At 39.6% G+C, this 26131-nt stretch carries 25 protein-coding genes; 2 read left to right on the top strand and 23 right to left on the bottom strand.

Annotated elements, in window-relative coordinates; genetic code table 11:
* Positions 1–4 precede the first annotated feature (4 nt).
* The 9 genes from flgK to JNO66_RS10530 form a co-directional block, all read right to left on the bottom strand.
* Positions 5–1684: a flagellar hook-associated protein FlgK gene (gene flgK / locus JNO66_RS10570; protein WP_203088204.1), complete on the bottom strand. Its 1680-nt coding sequence runs from the start codon at positions 1682–1684 to the stop codon at positions 5–7.
* Positions 1685–1702: 18 nt separating this feature from the next.
* Positions 1703–2194, bottom strand: coding sequence for a flagellar protein FlgN (locus JNO66_RS10565; protein ID WP_203088203.1), 492 nt, complete (start codon positions 2192–2194; stop codon positions 1703–1705).
* Between the two features lie 13 nt (positions 2195–2207).
* Positions 2208–2477, bottom strand: a complete 270-nt coding sequence (flgM, locus tag JNO66_RS10560) for a flagellar biosynthesis anti-sigma factor FlgM (protein ID WP_203088202.1) — start codon at positions 2475–2477, stop codon at positions 2208–2210.
* Between the two features lie 31 nt (positions 2478–2508).
* On the bottom strand, positions 2509–2916 hold the full coding sequence (locus tag JNO66_RS10555) for a TIGR03826 family flagellar region protein (RefSeq protein ID WP_203088201.1): 408 nt from the start codon (positions 2914–2916) through the stop codon (positions 2509–2511).
* A 22-nt stretch (positions 2917–2938) separates the two neighbouring features.
* The gene (locus JNO66_RS10550; protein WP_203088200.1) at positions 2939–3649 is read right to left on the bottom strand and encodes a ComF family protein; all 711 of its coding nucleotides are present in this window, start codon (positions 3647–3649) and stop codon (positions 2939–2941) included.
* Positions 3646–4983, bottom strand: a complete 1338-nt coding sequence (locus JNO66_RS10545; protein ID WP_203088199.1) for a DEAD/DEAH box helicase — start codon at positions 4981–4983, stop codon at positions 3646–3648. Before JNO66_RS10545 ends, JNO66_RS10550 begins: the two co-directional genes overlap by 4 nt.
* Before the next feature lie 53 nt (positions 4984–5036).
* Positions 5037–5888 (bottom strand): DegV family protein, encoded by an 852-nt coding sequence (locus JNO66_RS10540; protein WP_203088198.1) that lies wholly within the window; start codon positions 5886–5888, stop codon positions 5037–5039.
* A 127-nt stretch (positions 5889–6015) separates the two neighbouring features.
* Complete coding sequence (locus JNO66_RS10535; protein ID WP_203088197.1) at positions 6016–6723, bottom strand: response regulator transcription factor; 708 nt, start codon at positions 6721–6723, stop codon at positions 6016–6018.
* A 66-nt stretch (positions 6724–6789) separates the two neighbouring features.
* Positions 6790–7899 carry a sensor histidine kinase gene (locus JNO66_RS10530; protein WP_203088437.1) on the bottom strand — a complete coding sequence of 370 codons (1110 nt, stop codon included), beginning with the start codon at positions 7897–7899 and terminating at the stop codon, positions 6790–6792.
* A gap of 273 nt (positions 7900–8172) precedes the next feature.
* On the opposite strand from JNO66_RS10530, the gene JNO66_RS10525 reads away from it, so the two are divergent.
* The gene (locus JNO66_RS10525) at positions 8173–8811 is read left to right on the top strand and encodes a YigZ family protein (protein WP_203088196.1); all 639 of its coding nucleotides are present in this window, start codon (positions 8173–8175) and stop codon (positions 8809–8811) included.
* Here JNO66_RS10525 and pcp read toward each other — a convergent pair.
* The 13 genes from pcp to JNO66_RS10460 all read right to left on the bottom strand — a co-directional run bounded on the left by pcp (position 8804) and on the right by JNO66_RS10460 (position 22364).
* Positions 8804–9403 carry a pyroglutamyl-peptidase I gene (gene pcp / locus JNO66_RS10520; protein WP_203088195.1) on the bottom strand — a complete coding sequence of 200 codons (600 nt, stop codon included), beginning with the start codon at positions 9401–9403 and terminating at the stop codon, positions 8804–8806. The genes JNO66_RS10525 and pcp overlap by 8 nt on opposite strands.
* A gap of 154 nt (positions 9404–9557) precedes the next feature.
* A complete protein-coding gene (gene opp4C / locus JNO66_RS10515) occupies positions 9558–10469 on the bottom strand; it encodes an oligopeptide ABC transporter permease (protein ID WP_203088194.1) in 912 nt (303 codons plus the stop codon).
* A gap of 11 nt (positions 10470–10480) precedes the next feature.
* Positions 10481–11446 carry an ABC transporter permease gene (locus JNO66_RS10510; RefSeq protein WP_203088193.1) on the bottom strand — a complete coding sequence of 322 codons (966 nt, stop codon included), beginning with the start codon at positions 11444–11446 and terminating at the stop codon, positions 10481–10483.
* A gap of 65 nt (positions 11447–11511) precedes the next feature.
* On the bottom strand, positions 11512–13299 hold the full coding sequence (locus JNO66_RS10505; protein ID WP_203088192.1) for a peptide-binding protein: 1788 nt from the start codon (positions 13297–13299) through the stop codon (positions 11512–11514).
* Positions 13300–13390: 91 nt separating this feature from the next.
* On the bottom strand, positions 13391–14398 hold the full coding sequence (locus JNO66_RS10500; RefSeq protein WP_203088191.1) for an ABC transporter ATP-binding protein: 1008 nt from the start codon (positions 14396–14398) through the stop codon (positions 13391–13393).
* Positions 14395–15384 (bottom strand): ABC transporter ATP-binding protein, encoded by a 990-nt coding sequence (locus JNO66_RS10495; RefSeq protein ID WP_203088190.1) that lies wholly within the window; start codon positions 15382–15384, stop codon positions 14395–14397. The genes JNO66_RS10500 and JNO66_RS10495 overlap by 4 nt, the downstream gene beginning before the upstream one ends.
* 32 nt (positions 15385–15416) lie before the next feature.
* Complete coding sequence (locus JNO66_RS10490) at positions 15417–15869, bottom strand: Lrp/AsnC family transcriptional regulator (RefSeq protein WP_203088189.1); 453 nt, start codon at positions 15867–15869, stop codon at positions 15417–15419.
* Between the two features lie 306 nt (positions 15870–16175).
* On the bottom strand, positions 16176–18017 hold the full coding sequence (opp4A, locus tag JNO66_RS10485; protein WP_203088188.1) for an oligopeptide ABC transporter substrate-binding protein: 1842 nt from the start codon (positions 18015–18017) through the stop codon (positions 16176–16178).
* 18 nt (positions 18018–18035) lie between these two features.
* A complete protein-coding gene (locus JNO66_RS10480; protein ID WP_203088187.1) occupies positions 18036–18929 on the bottom strand; it encodes an ABC transporter permease in 894 nt (297 codons plus the stop codon).
* Positions 18930–18951: 22 nt separating this feature from the next.
* On the bottom strand, positions 18952–19917 hold the full coding sequence (gene opp4B / locus JNO66_RS10475) for an oligopeptide ABC transporter permease (RefSeq protein ID WP_203088186.1): 966 nt from the start codon (positions 19915–19917) through the stop codon (positions 18952–18954).
* Between the two features lies 1 nt (position 19918).
* Complete coding sequence (locus tag JNO66_RS10470; protein WP_203088185.1) at positions 19919–20854, bottom strand: ABC transporter ATP-binding protein; 936 nt, start codon at positions 20852–20854, stop codon at positions 19919–19921.
* Positions 20835–21860 (bottom strand): ABC transporter ATP-binding protein, encoded by a 1026-nt coding sequence (locus JNO66_RS10465; protein ID WP_203088184.1) that lies wholly within the window; start codon positions 21858–21860, stop codon positions 20835–20837. Before JNO66_RS10465 ends, JNO66_RS10470 begins: the two co-directional genes overlap by 20 nt.
* Before the next feature lie 54 nt (positions 21861–21914).
* Entirely contained in the window at positions 21915–22364 is a 450-nt protein-coding gene (locus JNO66_RS10460) for an Lrp/AsnC family transcriptional regulator (protein ID WP_203088183.1), read from the bottom strand.
* A 594-nt stretch (positions 22365–22958) separates the two neighbouring features.
* Here JNO66_RS10460 and JNO66_RS10455 point away from each other — a divergent pair.
* Positions 22959–25901, top strand: a complete 2943-nt coding sequence (locus JNO66_RS10455; protein ID WP_203088182.1) for an SH3 domain-containing protein — start codon at positions 22959–22961, stop codon at positions 25899–25901.
* Between the two features lie 44 nt (positions 25902–25945).
* On the opposite strand, the gene JNO66_RS20440 is transcribed toward JNO66_RS10455, so the two are convergent.
* Positions 25946–26131: a hypothetical protein gene (locus JNO66_RS20440; RefSeq protein WP_210340835.1), complete on the bottom strand. Its 186-nt coding sequence runs from the start codon at positions 26129–26131 to the stop codon at positions 25946–25948.

Here is a 26131-nt window from a genome sequence, read left to right as displayed (position 1 = left end):
CCTTCTATCGTCCGACGACGCCCATTCCATTAATGATGCGATCTAGCATTTCATCCGTCACAGTGATCATTTTCGCTGCGGCATTATATGCGTGTTGGAATTGAATCATATTTGTTAGTTCTTCATCCATTGACACATTACTAACCTCTTGCCGACGACTATCAATGGAAAAGAGAAGCAAATCTGAATTGACATAGTTTTGTGCTGCTTGTTTCCCTTTTGTACCTAGCTGTCCAATAAAATCACGATAAAACGTACCAATTTGTTTAGATTCTTCGCCAAATGTTACTTTTACATCTCGTATAGAAGAGATAAGCTGTGCATTTGTATGGTTGCCTGTAATCGCCTTTGGCACGCCCTCTTTAAAGTTTGTCGCATCATTTAGAAACGCTTGAATGGCTGCATAATCCACTGGCGAACCGTTAAGTAGGCTCTGATAAGCAGAAGGATCTTCAAGTGACTCTACATTTACCCCAAGAGATGCAATGTTGTTAGCATTCGCTAGAATCTCTTGATTGACTGAGAATGAAAAAGGCATTCCATCATCGGAAAAATCAAAGAAATTTCCACCAAGCTCCATTTGACCATTGGCGCTAGGAGATTTGTATCCAATAGAATGGACCGCATTTACCTCACGAGCAAAGGCTTGAGCTACTTCAGTTAGTTGATTTAGAGCCCATACATAGTCTCCCTCTATGGATTCTGCGCCACCTTCTTCACTTACATATCCAAATGCCTTAATCAGGCCGGACCATTCACCTTTAGCTAGATTTTCAGCTGTCATTTCAACTGTTTCTGAGCTCTTTGTAATTGTGATGCCGGCAACAGCACCAAAATCGGAATTGTCTTCATACTGAATCGAAACCTCAGCCAGATCACTAGGATTGTTATATGTAACAAGATTCACTTTGTTTCCGTTCGCACCTAGCATTGTGATGGTCGCAGCCCCTTCAGCAACCGGACTAGCTTGACCACCACTTGGTGAACGGGTTACAGAAATCTCCATCAGGTTTGATAGCTCATCAATTAAGGCATCTTGTTTATCGTATAGATCATTGGGAATATAACCATGAGGTTCTACACTTCGAATCTGAACATTAATTTGATTAATGGCATCTAAGAGAGCATTCACTTCTCTACTAGTCGCATCAATTTCTTCTTTAATTTGACCTCGTGTTTCTACAAGATCACGAGCCACCCCGTTAAAGCTCTCCACAATCGTATTCGCTTCCTCTTTTAAAACGCTTTGGTTTTCTTTACCTGAGGCAAGATCACTCCAAGCATTCCAAAATTGATTAAGCTGCTTTGAAATATTACTTGATTGCGCTTCAAGTTCTGGTGACTTGAAGGTTTCATTAAAAATGTCTTCCATCCGTTCAAAACTTTTGTACGATGCGTGCCAAAATCCAGAATCACTAGCTCTGCTTCTAAATTGGACATCTAAAAATTGATCACGAACTCTCTGAACGGATCCACCTTCGACCCCTGTCCCAATCTGACCAGGAATAGATGGCTGATTCATTCCTGCTGTAGGAAATGCACTGGTTGGACTTAAGTTTACACGTTGTCTTGAAAAGCCCGGTGTATTCGAATTTGCAATATTATGAGCGGTTGTTTGCAGACCATATCGTTGTGCATTCATTCCACGTTTTGCTGTTTCTAATCCAAAGAATGTAGATGACATACATGCCTCCTTCTTTCATTATGCTTTTGAATCAAATGTTGAATAGCTAGAACTTTTTTCGAGTTCTTGATGCTTTGCATTATATTGAAAATCCTCTGCTGACGGTGTCAATAAATCTAATGATAAATGAACGTATTGAAGAGCATCTTGGATAAGCTGTTGGTTTTGGTCGTTAACCATTTTTATAGTAGAGAGTATCTCGGCTAGTTCCTGAGTTAATTCTGTTAACACAGCTTTTTCTTCCCCATCCACATGCTCAAGAATATATGAAAGTGTATCCTCAACTGGTGATACCTGTAATGAATGGAGAAGAGCTTTGACCGCTTTTACACGATTATCTTCACTGAGCTGGATCCTACGCACAGTTTTTGATTCATCTTGTACAGCCGCTTGCAAGGTTTTAATGTCTTGTTTTATCAAGCTTTCTTTTTTCTTTTCGGCAATGAAAAGTAGCTGCTGATGAAGGTCAATTAAATCTTGAAGACGACGTGTCAATTCTTGAATCAACATCCTTTAGACACCCCTATTGCTTCCAGTAGTCATAAAAACGCTCTGCTACTTTTTTTGCATCTACCTTGTATTCGCCAGATTCAATCTGTTTTTTTAGAGCCTCTACTCGTTCCGCACGTTTCGCTTCTTCTTTTTTACTTACTTGAAGATCGAGCGCTTCAGATGATATTTGAATTTGGTCTTTCTTTTGAGAATTAGCAGACGAGGAATCGTCTTGTCCATTAACCTTCGATTGACGTGAAGCGGATGTTGCCTGGATTGATGAATATGGATTAATTTTCATCATCAAACCTCCCTTTCGTTGAACTACTATTCTATAGAAACTGATTTAATCTACTTTGTTGTGCTTGTTGTTCAGAAGTCTTTTCCTCGTGGTTTTTCTGACTTAGCGAGGCTATTTCTCCTTCTAATTCTTGTTTGCAGGGCTTGCATAATCGATTCATTTGAATCAACGTCCCACATGATTCACAAGGGTATCCTAAGTTAGGAAAAGACGTAACAATTAGACGTCCTTCTCTTATAAACTGGCGGATTTTTTTCTCTGCTACTCCAGTATGTTCACAGACCTCCACTAACGTTGCCATGCGATTTTGCTTCTTTCTCATATATAAAGATACACTTTTATAATCCTCTTCCTGTTTGCGATAACAGGGGGTACAAATTGGTCTTAGATTTTGAACAAATAACGATCCACATTCTGTACAATTCGCTAAGTTATTCACGAAAACACTCCCTACTTACATGTTACCTTGCTACGGTTAAAGAAGCGACCGTTTCGGCACCGGCTTCTTTTAATGATTTGGCAGCCTGTCGCACTGTTGTGCCTGTAGTATAAATATCGTCTATTAGCACAACTTTTTTTAATAGGTCTTTTTCAGCGATTTCTTTTACATAAAAAGGACTATGCCCTACTAGCGCAATTCGTTCCTCTCTCGACTTCTTACTCTGCTTGTCACGTTCCGATCGTCCTAATATAAGCGTTCGACAACGCCAATTTTGAATCATGAGATCAACCTGGTTAAAGGTCCGATTTTCTAAGCTCTTTTGGCTTAAAGGAATAGGAACGACGGTGTACTCAGCATAATTACTTTTATAGTGCTTGTATAGTAGATTTCCGAAGTAAGAAGCGGCAACTGCATCACCTTTGAATTTAAATTGAGTAAACCATTCTTTTAAAAATGAGTTATATTCTAGGATGGAGTGGTTTCCTTCTAGTAGATCTTTAGTCTCGGTTCCTTTGGTCCACCTTATACAATCATAGCAAGTTCCATTCTTTTGTAATCGTATGCTGATCTTCTCCAATGAGCGTGAGCATAGCTGACATCGCTCTCCAGCAATCCGTTCTACTCCTTTGGAACATTCATCACATAATGGATTCGGGTGTTTCTTCATTAATAATAATGACCAACTCGGCTTATCGTAATAAGTAGTTAAACACTTCAAACATCGATTCAATGATCCATCTCCTCTGCATTCATCTTCTTAATATGATCGACTGCATTCCTCATAGCCCTAGTCTTTCCGTAGTGAAAAAAAACGACATCCCCTGTCGGAAAATCCTTATGCCTCCCAACTCTACCAGCCATTTGTACAAGAGCAGATTCCGTAAATAAGTCTGCTTCTGCACCAATCACCGCAATATCAACTTTTGGAATCGTAATCCCTCGCTCTAAAATGGTTGTAGTAAGTACAATCGGAATTTTTGATTGTCGGAAGGCCTCTACATGCTGATGCCGATCTGTTGATGCCGAGTGAACAGCGGCATGTGAAATGTTCTTTTTTTGTAAAATGGAGGATATTTGATGGAGGACTCGAATAGACGGAACAAATACGAGTGCAGGGGCATTGTGCTGGTGATGGTCAGCGATCCAATTAAATATTGTAGAAGGTAAGCGCTCTTTCAGCACTTTCTTGTGCCAAGGTCCACACCATTCCAATCTAGGTACAGGAAGATCGAAACCGTGATAACGTCTAGCAATACGCGTCACTTGCAAATGCGGGGTCTCTCGTAATGCTTTTGATGGGGTCGCACTCAATAAGATCATAGATGCATTTTCTTTTTGTGCTTGTTTCACTCCATATTGTAAGCTTTCATCATAGGTATACGGGAACGCATCCACTTCGTCTACGATGACCACGTCAAATGCCTGATAGAACCTAAGAACCTGATGAGTGGTAGCGATGATTAGAGGGGCCGTTGGATTCACCTTGGTTTGTCCACCGTATAATGCTGATAGTGTGACCTCTGGGAATACGTGTTCAAAACGTGGAGCTAACTCTTTTACAACATCTGTACGTGGCGTAGCAATTAGGACTCTTTTCCCCTCTAACAAAGCGGTTTCCACCCCTTTAAAGAGCACTTCCGTTTTACCAGATCCACATACTGCCCAGACCAGAAGGGAGGTACGATTTTGTATGGCTTGAATGACTCGGTCAGATGCATGTTGTTGTCCTTTTGACAAGGTTCCTTGCCAGGTAAGAGGAGCTGCCGGAATGGTGTAGCTTGGAGGAGAAGCGTTCCAACTATATAAAGAGGTAGTTGAGGAGATTTTCCCTAATGCAAGACAGTGTCTGCAATAGCAGATGTCTGAAGAGAATAAAGGAGATTGATAGTAACCAAACAATGAGGAAGTTTGATTGCCACAGCGTTGACATTGAGTGTATGATCCATTCACAATAATGCCCGGTGATTGTTTAAGGTAACCAGCTTGTTCGTGTGCTTCGAGAATGTCTTTAGAGAAGGGGATCTCTTTTTCAGTTAGCCTTCGCCCGGCTAAATGCCGGCGCAAAGGCTCCCAAGGTACGACGACCTCCTGATTTTTAGGGCAAAGGCTTCACACTCCTAGTTTTCGTTTCGCCAACCGATTCCAAGACTACCTTCCCCAAGATGCGTTCCAATAACAGGTCCAAAAAAGCTAATTGTTACCTCAGCCTCTGGGTGTGTTTCACTTAACATTTTGCGAATTTCTTCCGCTTTATCTGGACGATTTGCATGAATCACCGTAATTTCTGCGATACCCTTTTGCTGTGCTGATTCCTTTAGCAGCTCAACGATACGAGAGAGGGCCTTCTTTTCTGTTCGTACCTTTTCATATGGCACAATTTCTGCTTCCTCAAAATGAAGGATCGGTTTAATCTTTAACATATTCCCGACAATTCGTTGGGCTCCACTTAATCGACCACCTCGGTGAAGGTGATTTAAATCATCCACCATAAAATAAGCAGATACTTGTTGTTTTAGTTGATCTAGACGAGTGATAATCTCGTTAGCAGACTTCCCCTCATCAGCAAGCTTTGCAGCTTCTATCACAAAGTACCCTTGAGGTGAACAGCTAATCTCAGTGTCGAACCCAGCAACCTGAATTCCGTCTACCATATCTGCCGCACTTAATGCAGTTTGATAGGTTCCACTTATTTTTGAAGACAAGTGGATCGTGACAATGTCTTCATATCCTTCTGCTTTTAGTTGTTCAAATAACTCAACAAATCGACCAATTGCCGGCTGTGACGTTGTTGGTAGAACATCTGTTGCCGCCATTTCCTCATAAAATTGATCCGTACCCAAATCAACAAGCTCCTGATAGGCTTCATTTCCAATCACTACATTTAACGGAATGATGTGAATATCATACTCGTCCACATGTTCTTTTGTCATATACGCTGTACTATCTGTAACGATCGCTGTTTTTTTCATATCGTTCCTCGCTTTTAGTATGAAAATCCTAATCTTATCCTAATGTACCTTGATTTATCACTTGTTTCAAGACAATCGACAAGAAAAGAGAGAATTCAATGACGCTTGAATTCTCTCTCTACTCCCCTTATCGAACAACCACGTACCCTTTTTTAATCGCTTCTACTACAGCTTGTGTACGGTCATTCACGTTCATCTTTTGTAAGATGTTACTTACATGGTTTTTAACTGTTTTCTCACTGATGTACAATGTTTCACCAATCGCACGGTTACTTTGACCATCTGTCATTAACTGAAGCACTTCACACTCGCGACGAGTTAAAATGTGTAATGGCTTGCGGTACTCAACTTCTCTAAAACCGATTGATTCTTCATGCTCTTCGTCTTCTTTGGCAAGTCTACGATATTCTTTAATGAGGTTATGAGTAACCTTAGGATGAATATAAGCCCCACCAGAAGCAACAACCTTCACTGCCTCAATTAATGCTTCTGCATCCATTTCCTTAAGAAGATATCCGGAAGCTCCTGTTTTCAAAACATGAGTTACATAGGTTTCGTCATCATGTATAGATAAGATTAATACCTTTACATGAGGAAAGGCTTTTACCAAATCTCTTGTTGCCTCTACACCATTCAATTTTGGCATATTAATATCCATTAGAATGACATCTGGGCTATGCTGTCTTACTAAAGATACAGCTTCCTCTCCATCTTCTCCATCTGCTACAACTTCAAAATTATTTTCTAGTGCAAGAATTCGTTTCACACCTTCTCTGAAAAGCTGGTGATCGTCGATAATAACGATTCTTATGTTTTTTTGTTCTGCTTCATTCATTGGTATCACCTCTCTGGAAACCCTCTTTGTAATCGAATCATTTGTTATTTGAGCAATAATTGTTATTTAATTGATTGGAATATGAATAAAAACAGTTGTACCCATCTTTAATTTTGAATTAATTTTAAGTTCACCCTTCAACATATTCACTCGTTCCTTCATTCCAAGTAACCCAAACGAACCTTCCTTTTGCTGCTCGGGATCGAATCCAGTGCCATCATCACGAACAATGATAATGACCATTGTTGGTTTAATTTCAATCTTCACTTGAATTTCTTTTGGATTCGCGTGCTTGTAGGCATTTTGGACAGCCTCTTGAACGAGACGGAACATGGCGACTTCAAAGTGCTGAGATAACCGGTGTTCCTTACCAAAATGACGGAAGGCAACGGGAATGTTGTGTCGCTCTTCAAACGTTGTTAAATATTTTGATAACGTTGGAACTAACCCTAAATCGTCTAATGCCATAGGACGCAAATCATAGATAATTCGCCTAACCTCCGCAAGTGATGCCTTCACCATTTTTCTAAGATCACGTATCTCAAATAATGCGGCATCCATGCCATCTTCTAGAAATACGCGCTCTACAAGCTCTGATCGCAGTAAAACATTTGCCATCGTCTGAGCCGGTCCATCATGAATCTCACGAGAAAGTCTTCGTCTCTCTTCCTCTTGTGCTTCAATAATCTGTAAACCAAAAGCTTGTTTTTCTCTTGCATCTTTAAGCGCTTCCCCAACCTGTTGCAGGTCACTTGTTAAGAAGTTATATACAACCGTCATTTGCACAGCTAGCTGCTCAGCATGCTCAATGGTTTCATTGAGATTAATTAATCTTCGCTCGATATCATCCCTTTTCTCCCTTAGCTGTGTTTCTTCTTGATGAAGAACGGCTAATTTCACTTGATATTCATTCGCTTGTTCATAAACAGCTTGAACTTCCTCACTACTATATCGGTTAAATGCTCGACTAACTTCAGCTAATCGATTTCTGGCAAACTTCGAATGCATTTCTGTTTTATCATGCTTCTCTATAATGTCAGCTACTTTTATCCGTACATCTTTTAATTGACTTTGTAAGGTCTCATACTCTTGTCTGGACGTTTCGCCGATGTTAAATATCTTTTCGCGGCTTGTCCCTACAGAGTCCAACGTATGAGTAATAATGTCATCTAGCATATTCTTATTTGCAATCAGTAGTCTCACTCACCTTTAGCGCTTTAAAGGAAAATCTAGGACCTAGTACCTGACCCATTCCCTTGCGCCCTTCTACTTTATTAGCTATCCTAATCATACAACACTAAAGTATAAGTTGTTCTCTTAATTTTTACCAAAAATCGATTATATTAGTCTTTATCTAGTCGATTTAACAGTGTTATCGTAACAGACCATTATTACATGCTGATTTCGGCTATTTGTAAAACTATGAAAAAAATATAGAGGAGAAGATCAATGCACCCTACTTATCTGACCACACATGATAATAGGTCACATGAACTCATCATCCAGAAGTCCCGCTTCATCTCACACTTTAAGCATACGCCATCTGAAGCAGAGGCCCAAGATTTCATATTAGAGATTAAAAAAAGACATGCTAATGCAAATCACAATTGTTCTGCATATGTGATAGGAGAAAATAACGATCTTCAAAAAGCGAATGATGATGGAGAACCTTCAGGTACAGCTGGCGTTCCTATGCTAGAAGTCTTAAAAAAAAGAAACGTCCGAAATACAACCGTTGTAGTGACTCGCTATTTTGGCGGGATCAAGCTTGGTGCTGGTGGATTGATTCGAGCGTATGGCCGATCTGTAAGTGACGGATTAGATTCCGTGGGGATGATTCAACGTCTACTTGTCCACGAAATGACGATTTCTTTTGATTATGGTTGGCAAGGTAAAATGGAGAATGAGCTTAGACATTCTTCCTACCAAATTAAAACATTTGATTACGCTGAGAATGTTCAAGTAACTCTTTATGTTGAGCCATCTGATCTGCCTGCATTTAAAGTATGGATTATTAACTTAACAAATGCTCAGGCACAAATAAAAGAAGGAACAATGACATACTTGGACCTGGACTATTCTACGTAAGTTGCTGAATCATTATTCTCACAGCTGTCTCCATCTCTCTCATTGAAAGACTCGGACTTTTTGTCTTAAGTCGCATATCATGGGAATAAGGAATATGAACAAAACCAGCTGGATGATCTAAGCCGCGTTCTTTTAACGAATGCAACATGCTATACATGACCTTGTTGCAAAGATATGTACCAGCAGTGTTGGAAATACTTGCTGGAATGTCTTGTTCGTGTAGAGCCTGCACAAAAGCATGAATGGGTAGAGTGGAGAAGTAGCCGGCTGGACCCTCAGGAACAATTGCTTCATCTTCTAATTTTACTCCTTTGTTATCAACAGCTCCGCCTTGAACATTGATTGCAATACGCTCGGGTGTAATGCTTGAGCGACCTGCTGCAAGTCCTAGCATCATAACTGCGTCTGGTGATAACTCGCCCTCCGTTTCAAGCAATACTTTTGCCGATTCATCAAATGCAACCGGAAGAATCTTGCTCTTAACAATGTAGTTTCCAATCTGTTCGCCATCTAATGCACGAGCAATATGATCAGTAGGATTAGATGGATGATCTAAAAACGGTTCGAAACCAGTTAATAATAAAGTTTTCATCGCATAAATGGTCCTTTCTATCTCTGTGTATCTTTATGTAAGATTGTGAGTATCACTATTCTACGACTCTTTTTAGTTAAAAAGCAAGATATTTTCGGAAACGAAGGAACATGCAAAAACCGCGAGGCAATAGCGCTCGCGGTTTTTAACGTCTTTAAGATTTACTGTCAAATGCATCTCTTAATCCATCACCGATAAAGTTGATGGCTAGGACAACTAATAGAATACTTAGTCCTGGTGGAAGCCATGTTTCCGGATTACTCCGCAACACCCTAATACTTTGAGCCTCTGATAGCATATTTCCCCAAGTTGGAGTTGGTTGCGGGATCCCTGCCCCGATAAAACTCAATCCGGATTCAATAATAATCATAATGGCCATCATAATCGTGGCATTAACGATAATCGGACCCACAGCATTTGGAATAAAATGCTTGCGAATGATTCGAAAATCGGAACAGCCAATACTTCTAGCACTCATAATGAAATCTTTCTCTCTTATTGAAAGGAAGGTTCCTCTGAGAACCCTAGCGATATTCGGCCAGTTTGTTAATGCCATAACGAGAATAAATATCGTAATACTCATACGTTCTAGAATAGAAACGACAGTTAACACCATTAATAGAAATGGGAAGATTAGAATCAGATCCGTTAGGCGCATAATGATTCCATCAATCCACTTACCGTAATATCCGGCAATGGCTCCTAGTGTTCCCCCTACAATGACCGTAGATAGCATCGAGAAAAACCCGATTAATAAGGAAATTCTTGCTCCATATACGAGTCTCGAGAAATTATCTCTGCCCGATCCATCTGTACCTAGAATATGTTCAGCACTCGCTCGCTGTTCTATATTTAGTAAGTCTGCTCGAGTTGGATCATGGGTGGCAATAAGGTCTGCGAAAATAGCTACAATAACCATTAAGACCATAATAATAACTCCGGCAATGGCAAGCTTGTTTTTCAAAAAGCGCTTTAAGGCTAATTGAAAAGGACTTAAACTTTTTCCTTCGTCAGGTAATTTTTGTTCTACAATTATATCCGGTTGTCTAGATAGTTCAGGCTCCATGAAAATTCACCTCAATCATAACGAATTCGTGGATCAGCCACTGCATATAACACGTCAGCAAGCAGGTTCCCAATCAAAGTAGTCATAGCAAGAATTAGATTAATTCCCATAATGACCGGATAATCACGGTTCTGGATGGAGCCAACAAACAGTGTACCTAACCCCGGATAGTTAAATACCGTTTCAACTAGTACGGCCCCACTTAATAACGTCCCGAATTCTAATCCGAGTAAAGTAATGATTGGGATAAGGGCATTTCGTAATGTATGTTTATACAAAACGGAACGATTTCCTAGTCCTTTTGCTCTTGCTGTACGAATAAAGTCACTTCCACGAAGCTCTAGCATTTCCGTTCTCATGTATCTCATGTAAATAGCAGTACTCGCTAGTCCCAATGTAAAGCCTGGTAGAATCATATGTTTTAACTTGCTCGCAATGTAATCTAACCCTTCTAGATTCGGAGCTGAAATGGAACCTTGAGAGGGTAGCCAACCTAAGCCAAATGAAAAAATATAGATTCCAAGTAAGGCTGCAAAGAAATTGGGAATCGCTAGACCAATAAAAGCAAACGTTGTAGCAGAATAGTCTGCGATTGAATATGGCTTCCTACTGGAGTAAATCCCAATTGGAATGGAAATGATTAAGGTTATGAATAAAGAGAAGATAGATAGATTTAGTGTATTCTCAAGTCTACCTCCGATTAGATCAGAAACTGATCTTCCGGTATGATGCATTGACATTCCTAAGTCACCTGTTACTGCACGTTTTGCCCAATTAAAATATTGAATATGTAAGGGGTCATTTAAGCCAAGCGCTTCTCTCCGCTCCTCAAGAACTTCACGAGGAATATTCGGATCTAAATTTTCACCACTTAATGCATCACCTGGTGCCAAATACGCCATAAAAAATACAACGATACTTGCCAAGATGACCATTGGAATAAATTGAAGCACTCTGCGAATGATATACTTCGTCAATGCTGTTCACCTCTTTTATAATGAGAAGACGTATGGTATTCTCCATACGTCTCTCTGTTGGTGTACTACTCAGTCCACTGCCATAAGTGAGTGTCATCTTTAAACGTAAACGGTTTGATGGTTACTCCAGTCAGCTTGCTGTTCCAAGCATGAATTTCATTTTCCGAATAAACTGGTAAAACCGGTAGCTCATCTACAAAGTTTTGAGCCCACTCAACATACTTCTCTTGGCGATATTCTTGCTCAAAGGCAAACTCTGGGTTAACTGCATCATCTAGCAATTGATCAGATGCTTCGTTTTCCCATCTAGGATAGTTATATGGTGCTGTTGATTTATAAAGTGATGCCGGATCCGGGTCACCTGAAGATAACGACCAACCAGCTAAGTACAAGTCAACATCGTTATTATTTTTTTCAACAAGTTCAAAGTGAGCTGGTGCTTCACGTGGTGTTTTAAGATCCACTTTTAGGCCAACTTCTTCAAGATCCTGTTGAATGATTGGTGCCATTTTCTCACGTGTTTCATTTCCAACTGGGTAATCAAGGTTTAGGACAAGCTCATTTCCATCTGGATCTTCACGGAAGCCATCTCCATTTGTATCTTCGTAACCCGCTGCATCTAGAACCTCTTTAGCTTTCTCAGGATCGTATTCGTATCCTTCGATCGCATCTGGATTATACGCCCATGAAGCTTCTGGGAACGGAGCATCAAGAACGCTTCCACGTCCTCCAAGAAGACCATTTCCTTTTTCTGCATCACCTACAATTCCTTGACGGTTAAAGGCGTAAGCAATCGCTTGTCTTAACTCTTTACTATCAAGCTTTTCGTTTACTTCCCATGTAGATTTATCTGTTAACGATTCATCCGGCCCATGGTGAAGCTTGAAGCCCATATATTGATAGCCTAGTTGTGGCTGCTCAAATAATTCAACACCATCAATATCTTCAATTGTCGCTGCATCTTGTGGAGCAAGATCACGTGGGATGTAATCTAATTCACCATTTTCAAGCATTCCAGCTGCAACCGATTGACCAACAATCTTCCATGTAATCGTATCTAGATGAGGTGCACCAGCATAGTAATCTTCATTCGCTTCAAGAATATATTGTTCACCTTCCATATATTCTTTTAACTTAAAGGCACCTGTTCCAATAACAGCTCCGCCATCACGAGATTCTGCTACTTCAGGAATCTCAGAAACAGGGATATCGGCAAACACATGCTCAGGGATAATCGCAAGCGCTGTATCAGCTAAGGCTTTAACACTAGCTTCCTTGAATTTGAACGTGACTGTATAGTCGTCGACCTTTTCAATACCTTCAAACTCATCAGCCTCACCTGAGCTATACTCCTCGTAACCTACTAAGCTATCTACATACTCAACACGTACTCCACCAGCCGTGACGTAGTCCGGGTCTGCTAGACTCGTAAAAGTGAAAACAACGTCATCAGCAGTAAAGTCTTCGCCATCATGCCACTTAACATCCTGACGTAGGTTGTAAGTTAGCTCGGTATTATCATCACTAAACTCCCAATCTTCAGCAAGCTTAGGTATAAACCCGAACTCTTTGTCCTGGCTCACAAGTCCTTCATGTGTAATGTCTAAAATATGTGCATCGTATAAAGCCGTATAAAAAATAGGATTAAATAAATTCTCAGGAGGTGAGAACATAGCTAGATTCACGTTACCGCCTTCTACGGGACCACCTTGTTCTTCGCTATCTCCACCACCATCAGACGTGCCGCCGCCTGTATCAGAAGGACTATCTACTGTATCACCAGAGCAGGCTCCAAGAATAAGCCCTAAAGAAAGTGCACCACTTATGACGTACCAAGAATGTTTGTTTTTCATCAAATCCCCCTCACTTTTTCGTTACCATATTTTGCGCATACATCGTACCTGAAACCTTTAAACCCTCACCTCCTTAAAGCATAAAAGTGATTTAATTGGCCTTTGCTTCATGAGTATCCGTTGAATACAGATGACAGGCTGTCATCTGTCCATTGCCTTGGTCAACTAATACCGGTCTTTCTTCCCGACACCGATCATGAACATGTGGACACCGAGTATGAAAGGCACATCCTTTAGGAGGATTAGCCGGGCTAGGAAGTTCACCTGTTAATGCTACTTTTTCACGTTTTACAGTAACATCAGTAGATGGGACAGCTGCTATTAGCGCTTGTGTATACGGATGAAGCGGCTGTTTGTAAAGGGTATGCTTATCCGCAATTTCAACAATCCGCCCTAAATACATAACTGCCACTCTATCGCTGATATGCTTCACAACGCTTAAATCGTGCGCGATGAACATGTACGTTAAGTTGAATTCTTTTTGTAAGTCTTGCATTAAGTTCAACACCTGTGACTGAACAGATACATCTAAGGCTGATACAGGCTCATCCCCGATAATAAATTCAGGATTTGTACTTAGTGCTCTTGCAATTCCAATCCGTTGACGCTGTCCACCAGAGAACTCATGAGGATATTTCGAATAGGCTTCACGAGGTAGCCCGACTTTCTCCAACAGCTCTAGTGCCTTATCCTTTCGACCTTGTTTACTAGAGATGGTCTTATGTACAAGTAAAGGTTCTTCTAGTAGCTCCCCAATACTCATTCGTGGATTTAAGGATGCGTAGGGATCTTGGAACACCATCTGCATATCTCTACGTAATTTTCTCGCTTCATAATTCTTAATAGTACCAAAATTCTGTTCATTGAAGATGATCTCGCCCTCAGTAGGATCAATGAGCTTTAATACCATTCGACCAAGTGTGGACTTGCCGGAACCAGACTCGCCAACAATCCCTAATGTTTCTCCCTTGTAAATGGTAAAACTTACATCATCAACGGCTTTTACATCGCCAACCTTACGTTGTAAAATTCCTTTATTAATAGGGAAGTATTTCTTTAACCCCTTTACCTCAACTAAAGGTTGTTTTTTGATTGTCATACTCCCACCGCCTCTTCTTTATAAAGAACACAACGAACTGAACGATGTTGCTCCAGGTCTATTAGTGGAGGCATACTTGCTGTGCATTCATCTGTTGCATGCGGGCATCTTGGAGCAAAACGACAACCTTCTGGAAACCTATGGGCCGCTGGTACCGTTCCAGGTATAGCATCCAACCGTTCTTTTTGTTCATCATCAATCTTTGGCATACTATTCAAAAGGCCAACAGTGTATGGATGTTTCGGATTTGTAAAGAGCTCATAGGCGGTTGCTTGTTCAACAACCTGTCCCGCATACATGACCAACACGCGATCAGCCATCTCCGCTACCACACCCAAATCATGAGTGATTAAAAGAATCGACGATTGAAACTCTTCTTTTACCTTAATCATAAGGTCAAGTATTTGCTGTTGAATCGTCACATCTAATGCGGTTGTTGGTTCATCAGCAATAAGAAGTTTCGGGTTACATGCCATAGCTATTGCGATCATGACCCTTTGTCTCATTCCACCTGACAATTGATGTGGAAACTCTTTGAGCATTTCCTCAGCTCGACCAAACCCAACTAGTTTTAACAGACGAATCGTTTCTTCCTTAGCAGCTTTTTTAGAAATCTTTTTGTGCTTAATTAAGGTCTCAGCAATTTGATTGCCTATTGTAAACACAGGATTAAGAGATGTCATCGGCTCTTGAAAGATCATCGACATATCGTTTCCTCTTATTTGATCTAGCTTACGATCAGATAACCCGATTAACTCTTCACCTTCTAATTTCACAGATCCCTCAATTTTAGCTGGAGGTGAAAATAATAAGCCCATGATGGTTAAGGATGTAACACTTTTCCCACTCCCTGACTCTCCAACAACCGCTAATGTCTCACCTTTGTTCACCTGAAAGCTAATATCATCAACAGCCTTCACTAACCTTGTTTTATTTGGCTCAAAATAGGTTTTTAAATGACTAACCTGAAGAAGTGGCTTTGACATCCTGTCCCCCCTTACATCTCACATATATTCTATTAATCTGTAATATATGAAAATGAATCCTTATATTGTTTTAATTCAATACTTAAATCGGATGTAATAATTCCGTTAATTGATGCTAACTTTTTATTAACAAACTGAATGAGGTCTTCTTTATTTCTAAAATAAGCCTGAACGATGAGATCGTACTGTCCTGAAAAAGCTGCCGTAAAACGTACCTCTGGTAGATGACTTAATTCTTCAGCTACTTTGTCCTGTTGACCAAGCTGTGTTTTAACCCAGATAATCACTTGAACCTCTAGCCCTACACTTGCTGGATCCATATGAATCATAAATTGAAAGTACTTTTTTTCAAGCATCTTTTTCACACGCATACGAACCGTTCCTTCACTCACTTGTAAACTAGACGCGATTCGAGTAAAAGCAGATTTACCATTTGTTTGTAAATGCATTAATATCGCACGATCCATTGCATCAATCTTTTCCATATACCCTCCTTCCAGTTAAACCTTTACTCTTTTTAACAAAATCTTGAATTGTTTTTTAAATTATAATAGATTTTCACACAGTACGCAATATTCTTTTTATTTAAATAGTATTTCTTTAGTAAATTTTCTGACAACATAACTTTAACTCCCTATTTTTCGTATGAAAGCACTTACCTTAATACGATATATGCCCTAGATTTAGTTAGAGATACGAATCTTTTAAGTTACAAACAAACTAGAAATCCGAAATACTTTTCTAAAATAAAAAAAAGAGCTTGGATTAAATCCAAACTCTTCTTTCTAGTATTAGTTAGCTTTTTCGGCTGTATCAGCTGTTAAACCTAACTCATTCAAGTATACGCCAGTACCTGACGCATCAGCTGGTGCAAAGTTAACAACGCGGTTGTTGACCGCTGTTAATTGAGAACGGTAAAGAGTAGGGAATGCCGGAACTTGTTCAACCATATATTCCTGCCATTCACTATAAATTTCTTGTCTCTTTTCAGTATCAAGTGCTTCTTTTGAAGTACCTTGAGCTAGTAATTCATTGTTCTTTTCGTCAGTCCAACGAGTATAGTTATAAGCTGCTTCTTCTCCCCAAAGACCTGTTGGGTCAACATCAGAACCTACACCCCAAGCTCCTTGATACACATCAATGGCTTGATCCGAAGCTTTAAGACGATCATAGAACGTGTTAAATTCTTGTAAACGACCATCCAGTAATTCTACGTTGATTCCAACTGCTTTCCAAGCTTGAACATAATAGTTTGCCAGTGGTTCAGCTGTATCACCGCCACTCATAGAAGCAAAGTTCAGTGTTAATTTTTCTCCATTTGGATCTTCACGAAGGCCATCACCATCAACATCTTCATATCCAGCGTCGTCTAAAATTTGTTCTGCCTTTTCAGGATCATACGTATATCCTTCAATGGTTTCATCATGATATGCAGGGTGGGATGGTGGAATTAAAGTTGTACCAGCCCATCTTAAGCCATCATAAAATTGATTCGCTACAGTAGAATTATCTACGGCATAAGCCATCGCTTTACGTAGGTTAATATCAGACACTGCCTTATCAGGATCTGTTACGTTTTTATTATCTTCCATTGTACCCATTTGGAATCCAATGTACGTGTATGCAGGCTCAATAATACCTAGCATTTCTACGTTTGTTAGCTTCTCATAGTTGTCAGCATATTGATCACCAGGATAAATAGCAATATCTACATCTCCGTTTTCAAGTGATTGTGTGATAACTTGAGGATTTACTACTGAAAGCACTACTTCATCTAGATTTGGTTCTCCACGCCAGTAGTCAGGATTCTTCTTAAATACAACAGCTTCCCCAGGTGTGATAGAATCAATAACAAATGGACCAAAACCAATTGGATTTTGTCTTACTTCTGGTGATGAATCCATGTCTGCAACTGGAATATCTTCAAAAATATGCTTAGGCATTGCATACGTCCAAATCCCGCTTGCAAGTAGGGATGGATTTGCTTCAGTAAACGTAATTTCTAATGTTTTATCATCAATAATATTTAATCCAGAAATATCTTCTGCTTCACCTTCACGATATTCGTTAAAGCCTTGAACATTTGAAGCTTCTGTAAAACGAACACCTTCGTATCCTTCATCACCTAATACTTCGAATGAGAACGCCCAATCCTCAGCTGTTACTGGTTCTCCATCAGACCAGTTAACATTGTCTCCGATCGTGAATGTAAAGACATCTCCTTCATCATTCACTTCAAAAGTTGCTGCACCATCTTGAGTGTACATATAGTTTTCATCTACGCTAACTAAACTCTCCTCAAACCAGTCTAAGATTTGTGCATCGTATGTGCCTTGGTAGAAGTTAGGATGTAATGTTCCTTCAAATGGTGTATCTGTAACTAAAGCTACATTCAAAGTTCCACCATCGATCATCTCTTCTCCGTTCTCTCCCTTAACTGTTTCAAAATCATCGATAGAGAATAATGCATCTTCTGATTCTTCCGTGTCACCTGCGTCAGATGTTCCACCATTATCGGAGTTGTTATCTCCACCTGAATCTGATTCACCACTGCACGCTGCTAAAGCTAAGATAACTGCAGTTGTTGAAGCTAGCATAACTGTTTTTTTCTTCGTACGATCAAACCTTTTCATACCTTGACTCCTCCTTTTTTATCCTCTTCTTTGTTTTGCGTCAGTCGCACGCTTAAGCGCTTGTCCGACATTATTTATACACAGCATCAATATGAAAATTAATAATGATGCAGGTAACCATATCCAAGGTCTTAACTCTAATACTTGCGGGTTTCTAGCATATCCCACTAATGTACCTAAACTAGGGGTTGATTCAGGAAAACCAAAACCTAAGAATGACAAACTAACTTCAATACCTATATTTGCTGCTAGATTAAGTGTCATAGTTACTATAATAATAGACATAACGTTTGGCAAAATATGTCCAAAAAGTATTTTTAGATGTGAAGAGCCCAAAGTTCTTGCAGCATGAACATACTCAAGAGAAGTCTCTTGCATGGCTTTCGCTCTTATAATCCTCGCGATCCCCATCCAAAGAAAAATAGACATAATTAAAGAAAATGTAGGAACATCATATTTAGGCACAATTGTTACAAATACAATAATGATCATAAGTGTAGGCAACGATTGGAAGAAATCAAGTATTCTCATTAACGTGTTATCTACCCAACCACCAAAGTACCCAGCGGACAAGCCGACAAGTATACCAGTGATTCCACTAATAAGAGTAACTAGGATTCCCACAGAAAGGGAATTACGCGTACCAATAATTAACTGTCCAAAAATGTCTCGGCCTCCATAATCAGTCCCTAACCAGAACTGAGCTGAAGGTGGTTCATACATCGCAAACAAATCTACTGTAACAATTTGATCTTTATCTAAGATTATAGATACTCCATAGACAGCCAGCGCGAGCAAAGCAACAATTAGAAACGAAACTAAAGCTATTTTATCGCGGATAATTTCCCGCCAAATGATACGGAAACCAGAGGGTGTTTTTTCCTCTGTTGCCGTGGTAACACTCTTAGCCAAAACAATTCACCCCAGCTCAATATTATTTAATTCTTATTCTTGGATCTACAATACTCATAATGATATCTGACAATAATCCACCAATAATAAAGGCAAATCCAAACAATAGAACAATCGCCGTAACCACGCTAAAATCCCGCGTAAGAATTGACTGTACAAAAAGTTGCCCCATCCCAGGATACGTAAAAATTGATTCTACAAATATCGATCCAGATATCAGTAAGGTAATTTCGTAGCCAAAAAGAGCTGCGATTGGCATTAAAGAATTTCTTAAAATATGGTTATTATATAGTCGCTTCTCTGTTACACCCTTTGATCTAGCCAATTTAACGAAATCTTTCTGCTTAGTGTCAATAATTTCACTACGCAAATATTGGACGGTACCAGTTAAACCAATTAAAGCGATTGAGAATGATGGTAGAATCAAATGATAGATTTTACTTAGAATGTAATCCCATGTGCCTGGTACAAGACCCGGTGCAACACTTCCTCCCGTAGGAAACCATCTAAGCATAAACCCGAATACTAAGAGCATGAGTAATGCAAAAATGAATAAAGGAGTCGCAAAACCGATATACGTATAGCCAGTAATAATACGATCTCTTACAGTGTCATGATATTTACCGCTCCATATACCTAAAGGAATACCCATTAAATAGATTAGAATTGTAGAAAATAAAGAAAGCCAAACTGTATTCCATATTCTTGACCCAATTAAATCAGTTACAGCTACTTTTTGAGTGAACGAATTACCAAAATCCCCTTGAAGTGCTCCTATGATCCAATCTTTATATTGAATATACCAAGGGTTATCAATACCCATTCTTTCTCTTAATTCCTGAACCGCTTCTGCAGATAAGTCTGGATCATTAATTAGTCCAGTTAACGCATCTCCTGGCATCGCTTTAGCCATTAAAAAAACAAGTATAGATAAGAGAAAAACTTGTGGGATCGCAACAAGTAATCGTCTAACAATAAATTTCCACATATTAATTACCCTTTCCAGGCAAAGCAGCTAGATGAGTATCTGAAATTCGCTGCAAGTCGAAAACCTGTCCTTCTTCATCAAAATAATCGTTAAATGATTCTTCATATTGTCGTGACACTTCTTTTCGCATGGCATCACGTTCATCACGACTATCTGGATTGATATCCGGAATAGCCGAAAGTAATCGTTTAGTATAAATATGTTGAGGATTGTTAAAGATATCGTCGCTTGTCCCTTCTTCAACAAAACGACCTTTATACATAATGCCAATTCGGTCACAGATATGACGAATGATTCCTAAATCATGACTGATAAATAGATATGTTAGGTTTAACTCTTGTTGAATTTCTTGCATGAAATTTAACACTTGCGCCTGTACAGATACATCTAATGCAGATACAGGTTCATCCGCAATAATTAGCTTCGGTTTAAGGGCAATCGCACGAGCAATACCTATACGCTGCCTTTGACCACCAGAGAACTCATGCGGATATTTATAAATGCTTTCAGGGTTTAAGCCCACCTTTTCGAGCAATTCTTTCACACGTTCTTTTTCTTGAACCTTCGTCAGTTTTTCAAAATTACGCAAAGGTTCAGCAATGATATCAATGACTCGTTTTTTGGGATTTAAAGAAGAGTAAGGATCTTGAAAGATCATTTGAATATCTTTTCGGTAATCAAACCCACTTTTTAATCCCTTAGTGATATCTTGACCGTCAAATAGTACTTTTCCACCAGTAATTTCATTTAGTCCGATAACGGCTCTTCCTGAAGTTGTTTTTCCTGATCCAGATTCGCCTACCAGCCCATAAGTTTGGCCAGGTTCTAGATTAAACGACACTCCATTTACTGCCTTAACATGTCCAACTGTCCGCTTAAGAATTCCAGCCTTAATCGGAAAATGTACTTTTAAATCATTAACTTCCAGTAACGCCATGACCAGCTGCCTCCTCAACCTTATCAGGAAATTCAAAATGCTTATAACATGTACATCTCACAAAGTGTCCAGGTGAGATTTCATGTAACTCCGGATTCTCTTCATGTGCTGAATCAGCAACCCATGGAATCCTCGGTGCAAAACGACAACCTGTTCGAGGAAGCTTCTGTAATGAAGGTACAATCCCTTGAATGACGTGTAATTTTGTTTTTGCTTCATGTCCGTGTGGAACAGAGTTTAATAACGAACGAGTATATGGATGCTTTGGATTCTTAAACAACTCACTTACGGGAGCAATTTCAACGATTTGTCCAGCATACATAACGGCCACTCGGTCTGCCATTTCAGCGACAACACCTAAATCGTGTGTAATTAAGATAACTCCACTATTTGTTTCATTTTTCAGTCTCTTAATTAAAGAAAGAATTTGAGCTTGAATTGTTACATCCAACGCTGTAGTAGGCTCGTCCGCGATCAGAAACTCTGGATCACATGCGATCGCAATTGCAATGACAATACGTTGCCTCATCCCACCAGACAGTTCATGCGGGAACTGATCGTACACATATTCCGGTCTAGGTATACCCACTTGATTAATCAAGTCAAGTACTTTTGCTTTTCTTTCTTTTTTCCCAAGTTTGGTATGCAAATAGAGCATCTCACCAATTTGCTCACCAACTACCTTTAACGGGTTTAGAGCTGTTAACGGATCCTGGAAGATCATGCCGATCTCTTCTCCGCGTAACTTATTCATCTTTTTCTCAGAAAGCGAAGCAATATTCTGACCTTTATAATTAATCTCTCCGTCGATCTTTGAATTTAACTTGTCGTGTAGTCCCATAATTGAGAAAGCTAATGCACTCTTACCCGAACCAGACTCCCCAACAATTCCTAAGATCTCATTCTTGTTTACACTAAGCGATACATCATCCACCGCCGCATAATATTCGTCATTAATCCGGAAAGAGGTTGATAGATTCTTAATGTTTAATAATCCGTTATCCAAGTAATCCACCCCGATATTTGTAAATGTGGTTATTTTCAAATAATTTAGCTTCTATTAAGCCATATAAGAGAACGTATCTTTATATTTCTTTAATTCAATACTTACATCTGCTGAAACAATTCCGTCTAATTTTGCAAGTTCCTTATTCACAAAATGAACGAGATCTTCGTTACTTTTAAAGTACGCTTGTAAAATTAAGTCATGCCTTCCCGAGAATGCAGCGACAAAGCGAACTTCTGGGTACTGATTCAAATGCTTAGCTACCGCTTCCTGCTGACCCAGCTTTGTTGTAATACCAATGATCGCTTGTACTTGCAAGCCAATCGCATCAGGTTCGATATGAATGATAAACTCAAACACTTTCTCTTGTAGCATTCGACTAATCCTAGTACGGATCGTCCCTTCACTTACTTCAATTTGCTTAGCGATTTCTGTATACGGCCTTTTACCGTTTTCTTGCAGTAACTTAAGGATGGCAAAGTCCACGTCATCCAATTTCACCATACGACCACTCACTTTGCACTAATATATTTAGTAGCTTAATACTTTAAAAACTACGTTTAATAGATTTATACGAGAATTTTTTGCAAATTTCGTAATTAGTATTTTTTTATTATAAAAGGTTCGTACAAGGAATGCAATATTCAATCTTTTTAAAATAGTATTTTTTATTGGAAGATTTTCTGACTAGTTATATAAATTTCTAGAAAATCGTACTCCTTTCAATCATTTTTTGATTATCCTTTCGAATCTGGAGGATTAATTTACTTTATGCTACGAATTCACAACTCAGAATCTCAATGTAGCTAAACAAGATATTATATAAGAATAACAATTGAAATTTAAGCAAATGTTAACCCTTTGTAACAACGTTTGTTTTCGTAATTTTACGTGTTTCTTCATTATAATGTGAAAAATAAATTTTCAATTATGAAGGATTGATTTTAATGCAGTTAATTAAAACTAGTTAAAAAGAACTAATTCGTGAGATTTGACGAAATTTGGAGGGATATCTCTTAACTTTTTGGTTAAATAAAACGATAATAGTCATAGGTGACTAGTTATATAGGTTCCCTAATTACTATAATTTATGAAGAGGTGAGATTCATTAACATTCGTCATGTTGTCACAGGCACTTCACCCATTGTTTTAGCTTTTATGATGTCTTCAGTCCCATTTCAATCTGCCTTAGCTAATTCAACGTATAAAGTCACTCAATATGATCTTGACTTTAACAATGTCGTCGAAAAACAAGTGAAGGCAAACGCCCAAACGGATAAGAACTATGATGTGTATATCCATTCGGATGGCGTAAACCTCGATGCTGGTGGTAAGTCTGGAACATCTAAGGGAGCTTGGAATGTACGCGGTGGAGCGAATTCACAGTCATGGAAAGTTGGTCAAACAAGTAATGGCCAAAAGCTAACGATTCTGGGCAGCAAGAAAGCAAATGATGGATCGACTTGGTATCAAATCAAGTACGATCGTACATGGAAGAATGCGAGTCCCCAAGATGTAGCTCATTATCTTAATCCAAACAATGTTAAACCCGAAACGAGTAGTTTTTACCAATTTTTAAACCTTAGTGAAACGGCAAATTTAAGTGCACAGTCCATCAATAACCAGCTTTTAAATGGAAAAGGATCCTTATCTGGTCAAGGACAAGCCTTTATCGATGCTGCGAGAACAAATGGAGTCAATGAGATTTATCTTGTGTCTCACGCACTACTTGAAACTGGTAATGGAACCTCATCGCTCGCTAAAGGGATTAGTTATAACGGTAAAACAGTTTATAATATGTATGGAATTGGTGCGTATGATGGAAATGCTGAACAAGCTGGTGCAGCTTATGCCTATAATCAAGGCTGGTTTACAAAAGAATCTGCGATCATTGGTGGAGCTAAATTTGTTGGTAACAACTACATATCTAAGGGACAAAATACGCTCTATAAAATGCGTTGGAATCCTGATGCACCGGCCACCCATCAATACGCCACAGATATCGGATGGGCCGAAAAGCAAACGTCCAGAATGGCTAGCATGTACAACTTGGTTGATGATTACACCCTTCATTACGACATCCCTCAATACAAAAATCAACCAGGTACAGCCCCTGATTACACGAAGATTGATGACGACCAAAAGAAAGATGGAACTCCAGGCACAACAACGGCAAACTTAAATGTTCGCTCTGAGCCAAGCACAAGTGGTAACCGATTAACGTTATTACCAAGTGGCACAAAGTTGACGATTATTAGTAAAAAAGATGGATGGTATCAAATCCATGCAAATGGCATCGATGGATGGGTTTCTGCTGAGTTTGTAAAAGTGAATGCAGAATCACAACCAAGTACACCAAAACCAGGAAACGATCAAGCTGATCCGAGTAAACAAACAGTCATAGGATCTGGTACAACAACCGCTCGTTTAAACCTTCGCTCATCTAACAAGATTGAAGCGACTAATATCATCACAACACTTAATCAAAATCAAAAGGTTGATGTGCTCGAGAAGAATGGTAGCTGGCTAAAGGTTTCCGCATCTGGCAAAACTGGCTGGGTTTCTGCTCAATATGTAAGAACAACAGATACCGGTACAGCGAAACCTTCTACACCTAACCAGGATGTGAAGCCAGGCGATAAAGTCATTTCGACCGGAACGACTACTGCTCGCTTAAATCTTCGTTCTTCTAACAAGATCGACTCTAAGAACATTGTTACAACACTTAACAATAATCAAAAAGTCGATATTTTAGAGAAAAGTGGTAGCTGGTTAAAAGTGAATGCGGCTGGCAAAACGGGGTGGGTTTCCGCTCAATACGTAAAAACAACAGACACTGGTACAGCCAAACCTTCTACACCTATCCAAGATACAAAACCTGGAGATAAAGTCATTTCAACCGGAACGACTACTGCTCGTCTAAATCTCCGTTCATCTAACAAAATTGACTCAAAGAATATTGTTACAACACTTAATAACAATCAAAAAGTCGATATTTTAGAGAAAAGTGGTAGCTGGTTAAAAGTGAATGCCGCTGGTAAAACAGGGTGGGTTTCCGCTCAGTATGTGAAGACTAATTCTTCTTCATCTACACCAAGTAAGCCTGCTTCTCCTTCTGTTGAGAAGGCGACTGGTACTGGCACGACCACTGCTCGCTTAAACCTTCGCTCTTCTGCCAAGGTTGCACCGAACAATCTGGTTACGACGCTTAACAATAATCAGAAGGTCGACATTTTAGAAAAGAGTGGTAGCTGGTTAAAAGTGAATGCGGCTGGCAAAACGGGCTGGGTCTCTGCTCAGTATGTGAAGACTGGTTCTACTTCATCTACACCAAGTAAACCTGCTTCTCCTTCTGTTGAGAAGGCGACTGGTACTGGGACAACGACTGTCCGCTTAAACCTTCGCTCTTCTGCCAAGGTTGCACCGGATAATCTGGTTACGACGCTTAACAATAATCAAAAAGTCGATATCCTAGAGAAAAGTGGTAGCTGGTTAAAAGTAAATGCGGCTGGCAAGACCGGCTGGGTTTCTGCTCAGTATGTGAAGACTGGTTCTACTTCATCTACACCAAGTAAACCTGCTTCTCCTTCGGTTGAGAAGGCGACTGGTACTGGGACCACCACTGCTCGCTTAAACCTTCGCTCTTCTGCCAAGGTTGCACCGAACAATCTGGTCACAACGCTTAACAATAATCAGAAGGTCGATATTTTAGAGAAGAGTGGTAGCTGGTTAAAAGTGAATGCGGCTGGCAAAACGGGCTGGGTCTCTGCTCAGTATGTGAAGACTGGTTCTACTTCTTCAGCACCATCTGCACCTAAACAAGAAGCAAAACAAGAAACAAAAGCAACGACTAGTAAATCAGGTACAACAACAGATCGCTTAAACCTTCGTTCTTCTGCTAAGGTCGCTTCAGACAATTTCATTATTACGTTGGCTAAAGATACGAAAGTAGAGATTCTTGAAAAGAAAGGCGATTGGTACCAAGTAAAGGCTGATGGTAAAACAGGTTGGGTTTCAGCTGAATTTATTAAAGAAAATTAATTTGACATCAAAAACACGCATCCGATGAGATGCGTGTTTTTTGGTTATGCTCTTTGTTGAATTCGTTCTCTCTTTGTTGATTTCGTTCTCTCTTTGTTGATTTCGTTCTCTCTTTGTTGATTTCGTTCTCTCTTTGTTGATTTCCACCTCTCTTCGTCGATTCTACTCTCTCTTCGTTGATTTCCAATTCTCTTCGTCGATTCCACTCTCTCTTCGTCGATTCCCACCAT

Source organism: Alkalicoccobacillus gibsonii, assembly GCF_016798245.1.
GTDB classification, from domain to species: Bacteria; Bacillota; Bacilli; order Bacillales; family Bacillaceae_D; genus Alkalicoccobacillus; species Alkalicoccobacillus gibsonii.
Note: the sequence above shows the minus strand (reverse complement) of the source record. Positions and strands in the feature narration are given on the sequence as shown.

Bases quoted from the DNA above. Each gene is read 5' to 3' on its own strand.
- flgK (WP_203088204.1), bottom strand. From the start codon at position 1,684: ATGTCATCTACATTCTTTGGATTAGAAACAGCAAAACGTGGAATGAAT.
- JNO66_RS10565 (WP_203088203.1), bottom strand. From the start codon at position 2,194: ATGTTGATTCAAGAATTGACACGTCGTCTTCAAGATTTAATTGACCTT.
- flgM (WP_203088202.1), bottom strand. From the start codon at position 2,477: ATGAAAATTAATCCATATTCATCAATCCAGGCAACATCCGCTTCACGT.
- JNO66_RS10540 (WP_203088198.1), bottom strand. From the start codon at position 5,888: ATGAAAAAAACAGCGATCGTTACAGATAGTACAGCGTATATGACAAAA.
- JNO66_RS10535 (WP_203088197.1), bottom strand. From the start codon at position 6,723: ATGAATGAAGCAGAACAAAAAAACATAAGAATCGTTATTATCGACGAT.
- JNO66_RS10530 (WP_203088437.1), bottom strand. From the start codon at position 7,899: ATGCTAGATGACATTATTACTCATACGTTGGACTCTGTAGGGACAAGC.
- JNO66_RS10525 (WP_203088196.1), top strand. From the start codon at position 8,173: ATGCACCCTACTTATCTGACCACACATGATAATAGGTCACATGAACTC.
- pcp (WP_203088195.1), bottom strand. From the start codon at position 9,403: ATGAAAACTTTATTATTAACTGGTTTCGAACCGTTTTTAGATCATCCA.
- opp4C (WP_203088194.1), bottom strand. From the start codon at position 10,469: ATGGAGCCTGAACTATCTAGACAACCGGATATAATTGTAGAACAAAAA.
- JNO66_RS10505 (WP_203088192.1), bottom strand. From the start codon at position 13,299: ATGAAAAACAAACATTCTTGGTACGTCATAAGTGGTGCACTTTCTTTA.
- JNO66_RS10500 (WP_203088191.1), bottom strand. From the start codon at position 14,398: ATGACAATCAAAAAACAACCTTTAGTTGAGGTAAAGGGGTTAAAGAAA.
- JNO66_RS10495 (WP_203088190.1), bottom strand. From the start codon at position 15,384: ATGTCAAAGCCACTTCTTCAGGTTAGTCATTTAAAAACCTATTTTGAG.
- JNO66_RS10490 (WP_203088189.1), bottom strand. From the start codon at position 15,869: ATGGAAAAGATTGATGCAATGGATCGTGCGATATTAATGCATTTACAA.
- opp4A (WP_203088188.1), bottom strand. From the start codon at position 18,017: ATGAAAAGGTTTGATCGTACGAAGAAAAAAACAGTTATGCTAGCTTCA.
- opp4B (WP_203088186.1), bottom strand. From the start codon at position 19,917: ATGTGGAAATTTATTGTTAGACGATTACTTGTTGCGATCCCACAAGTT.
- JNO66_RS10470 (WP_203088185.1), bottom strand. From the start codon at position 20,854: ATGGCGTTACTGGAAGTTAATGATTTAAAAGTACATTTTCCGATTAAG.
- JNO66_RS10460 (WP_203088183.1), bottom strand. From the start codon at position 22,364: ATGGTGAAATTGGATGACGTGGACTTTGCCATCCTTAAGTTACTGCAA.
- JNO66_RS20440 (WP_210340835.1), bottom strand. From the start codon at position 26,131: ATGGTGGGAATCGACGAAGAGAGAGTGGAATCGACGAAGAGAATTGGA.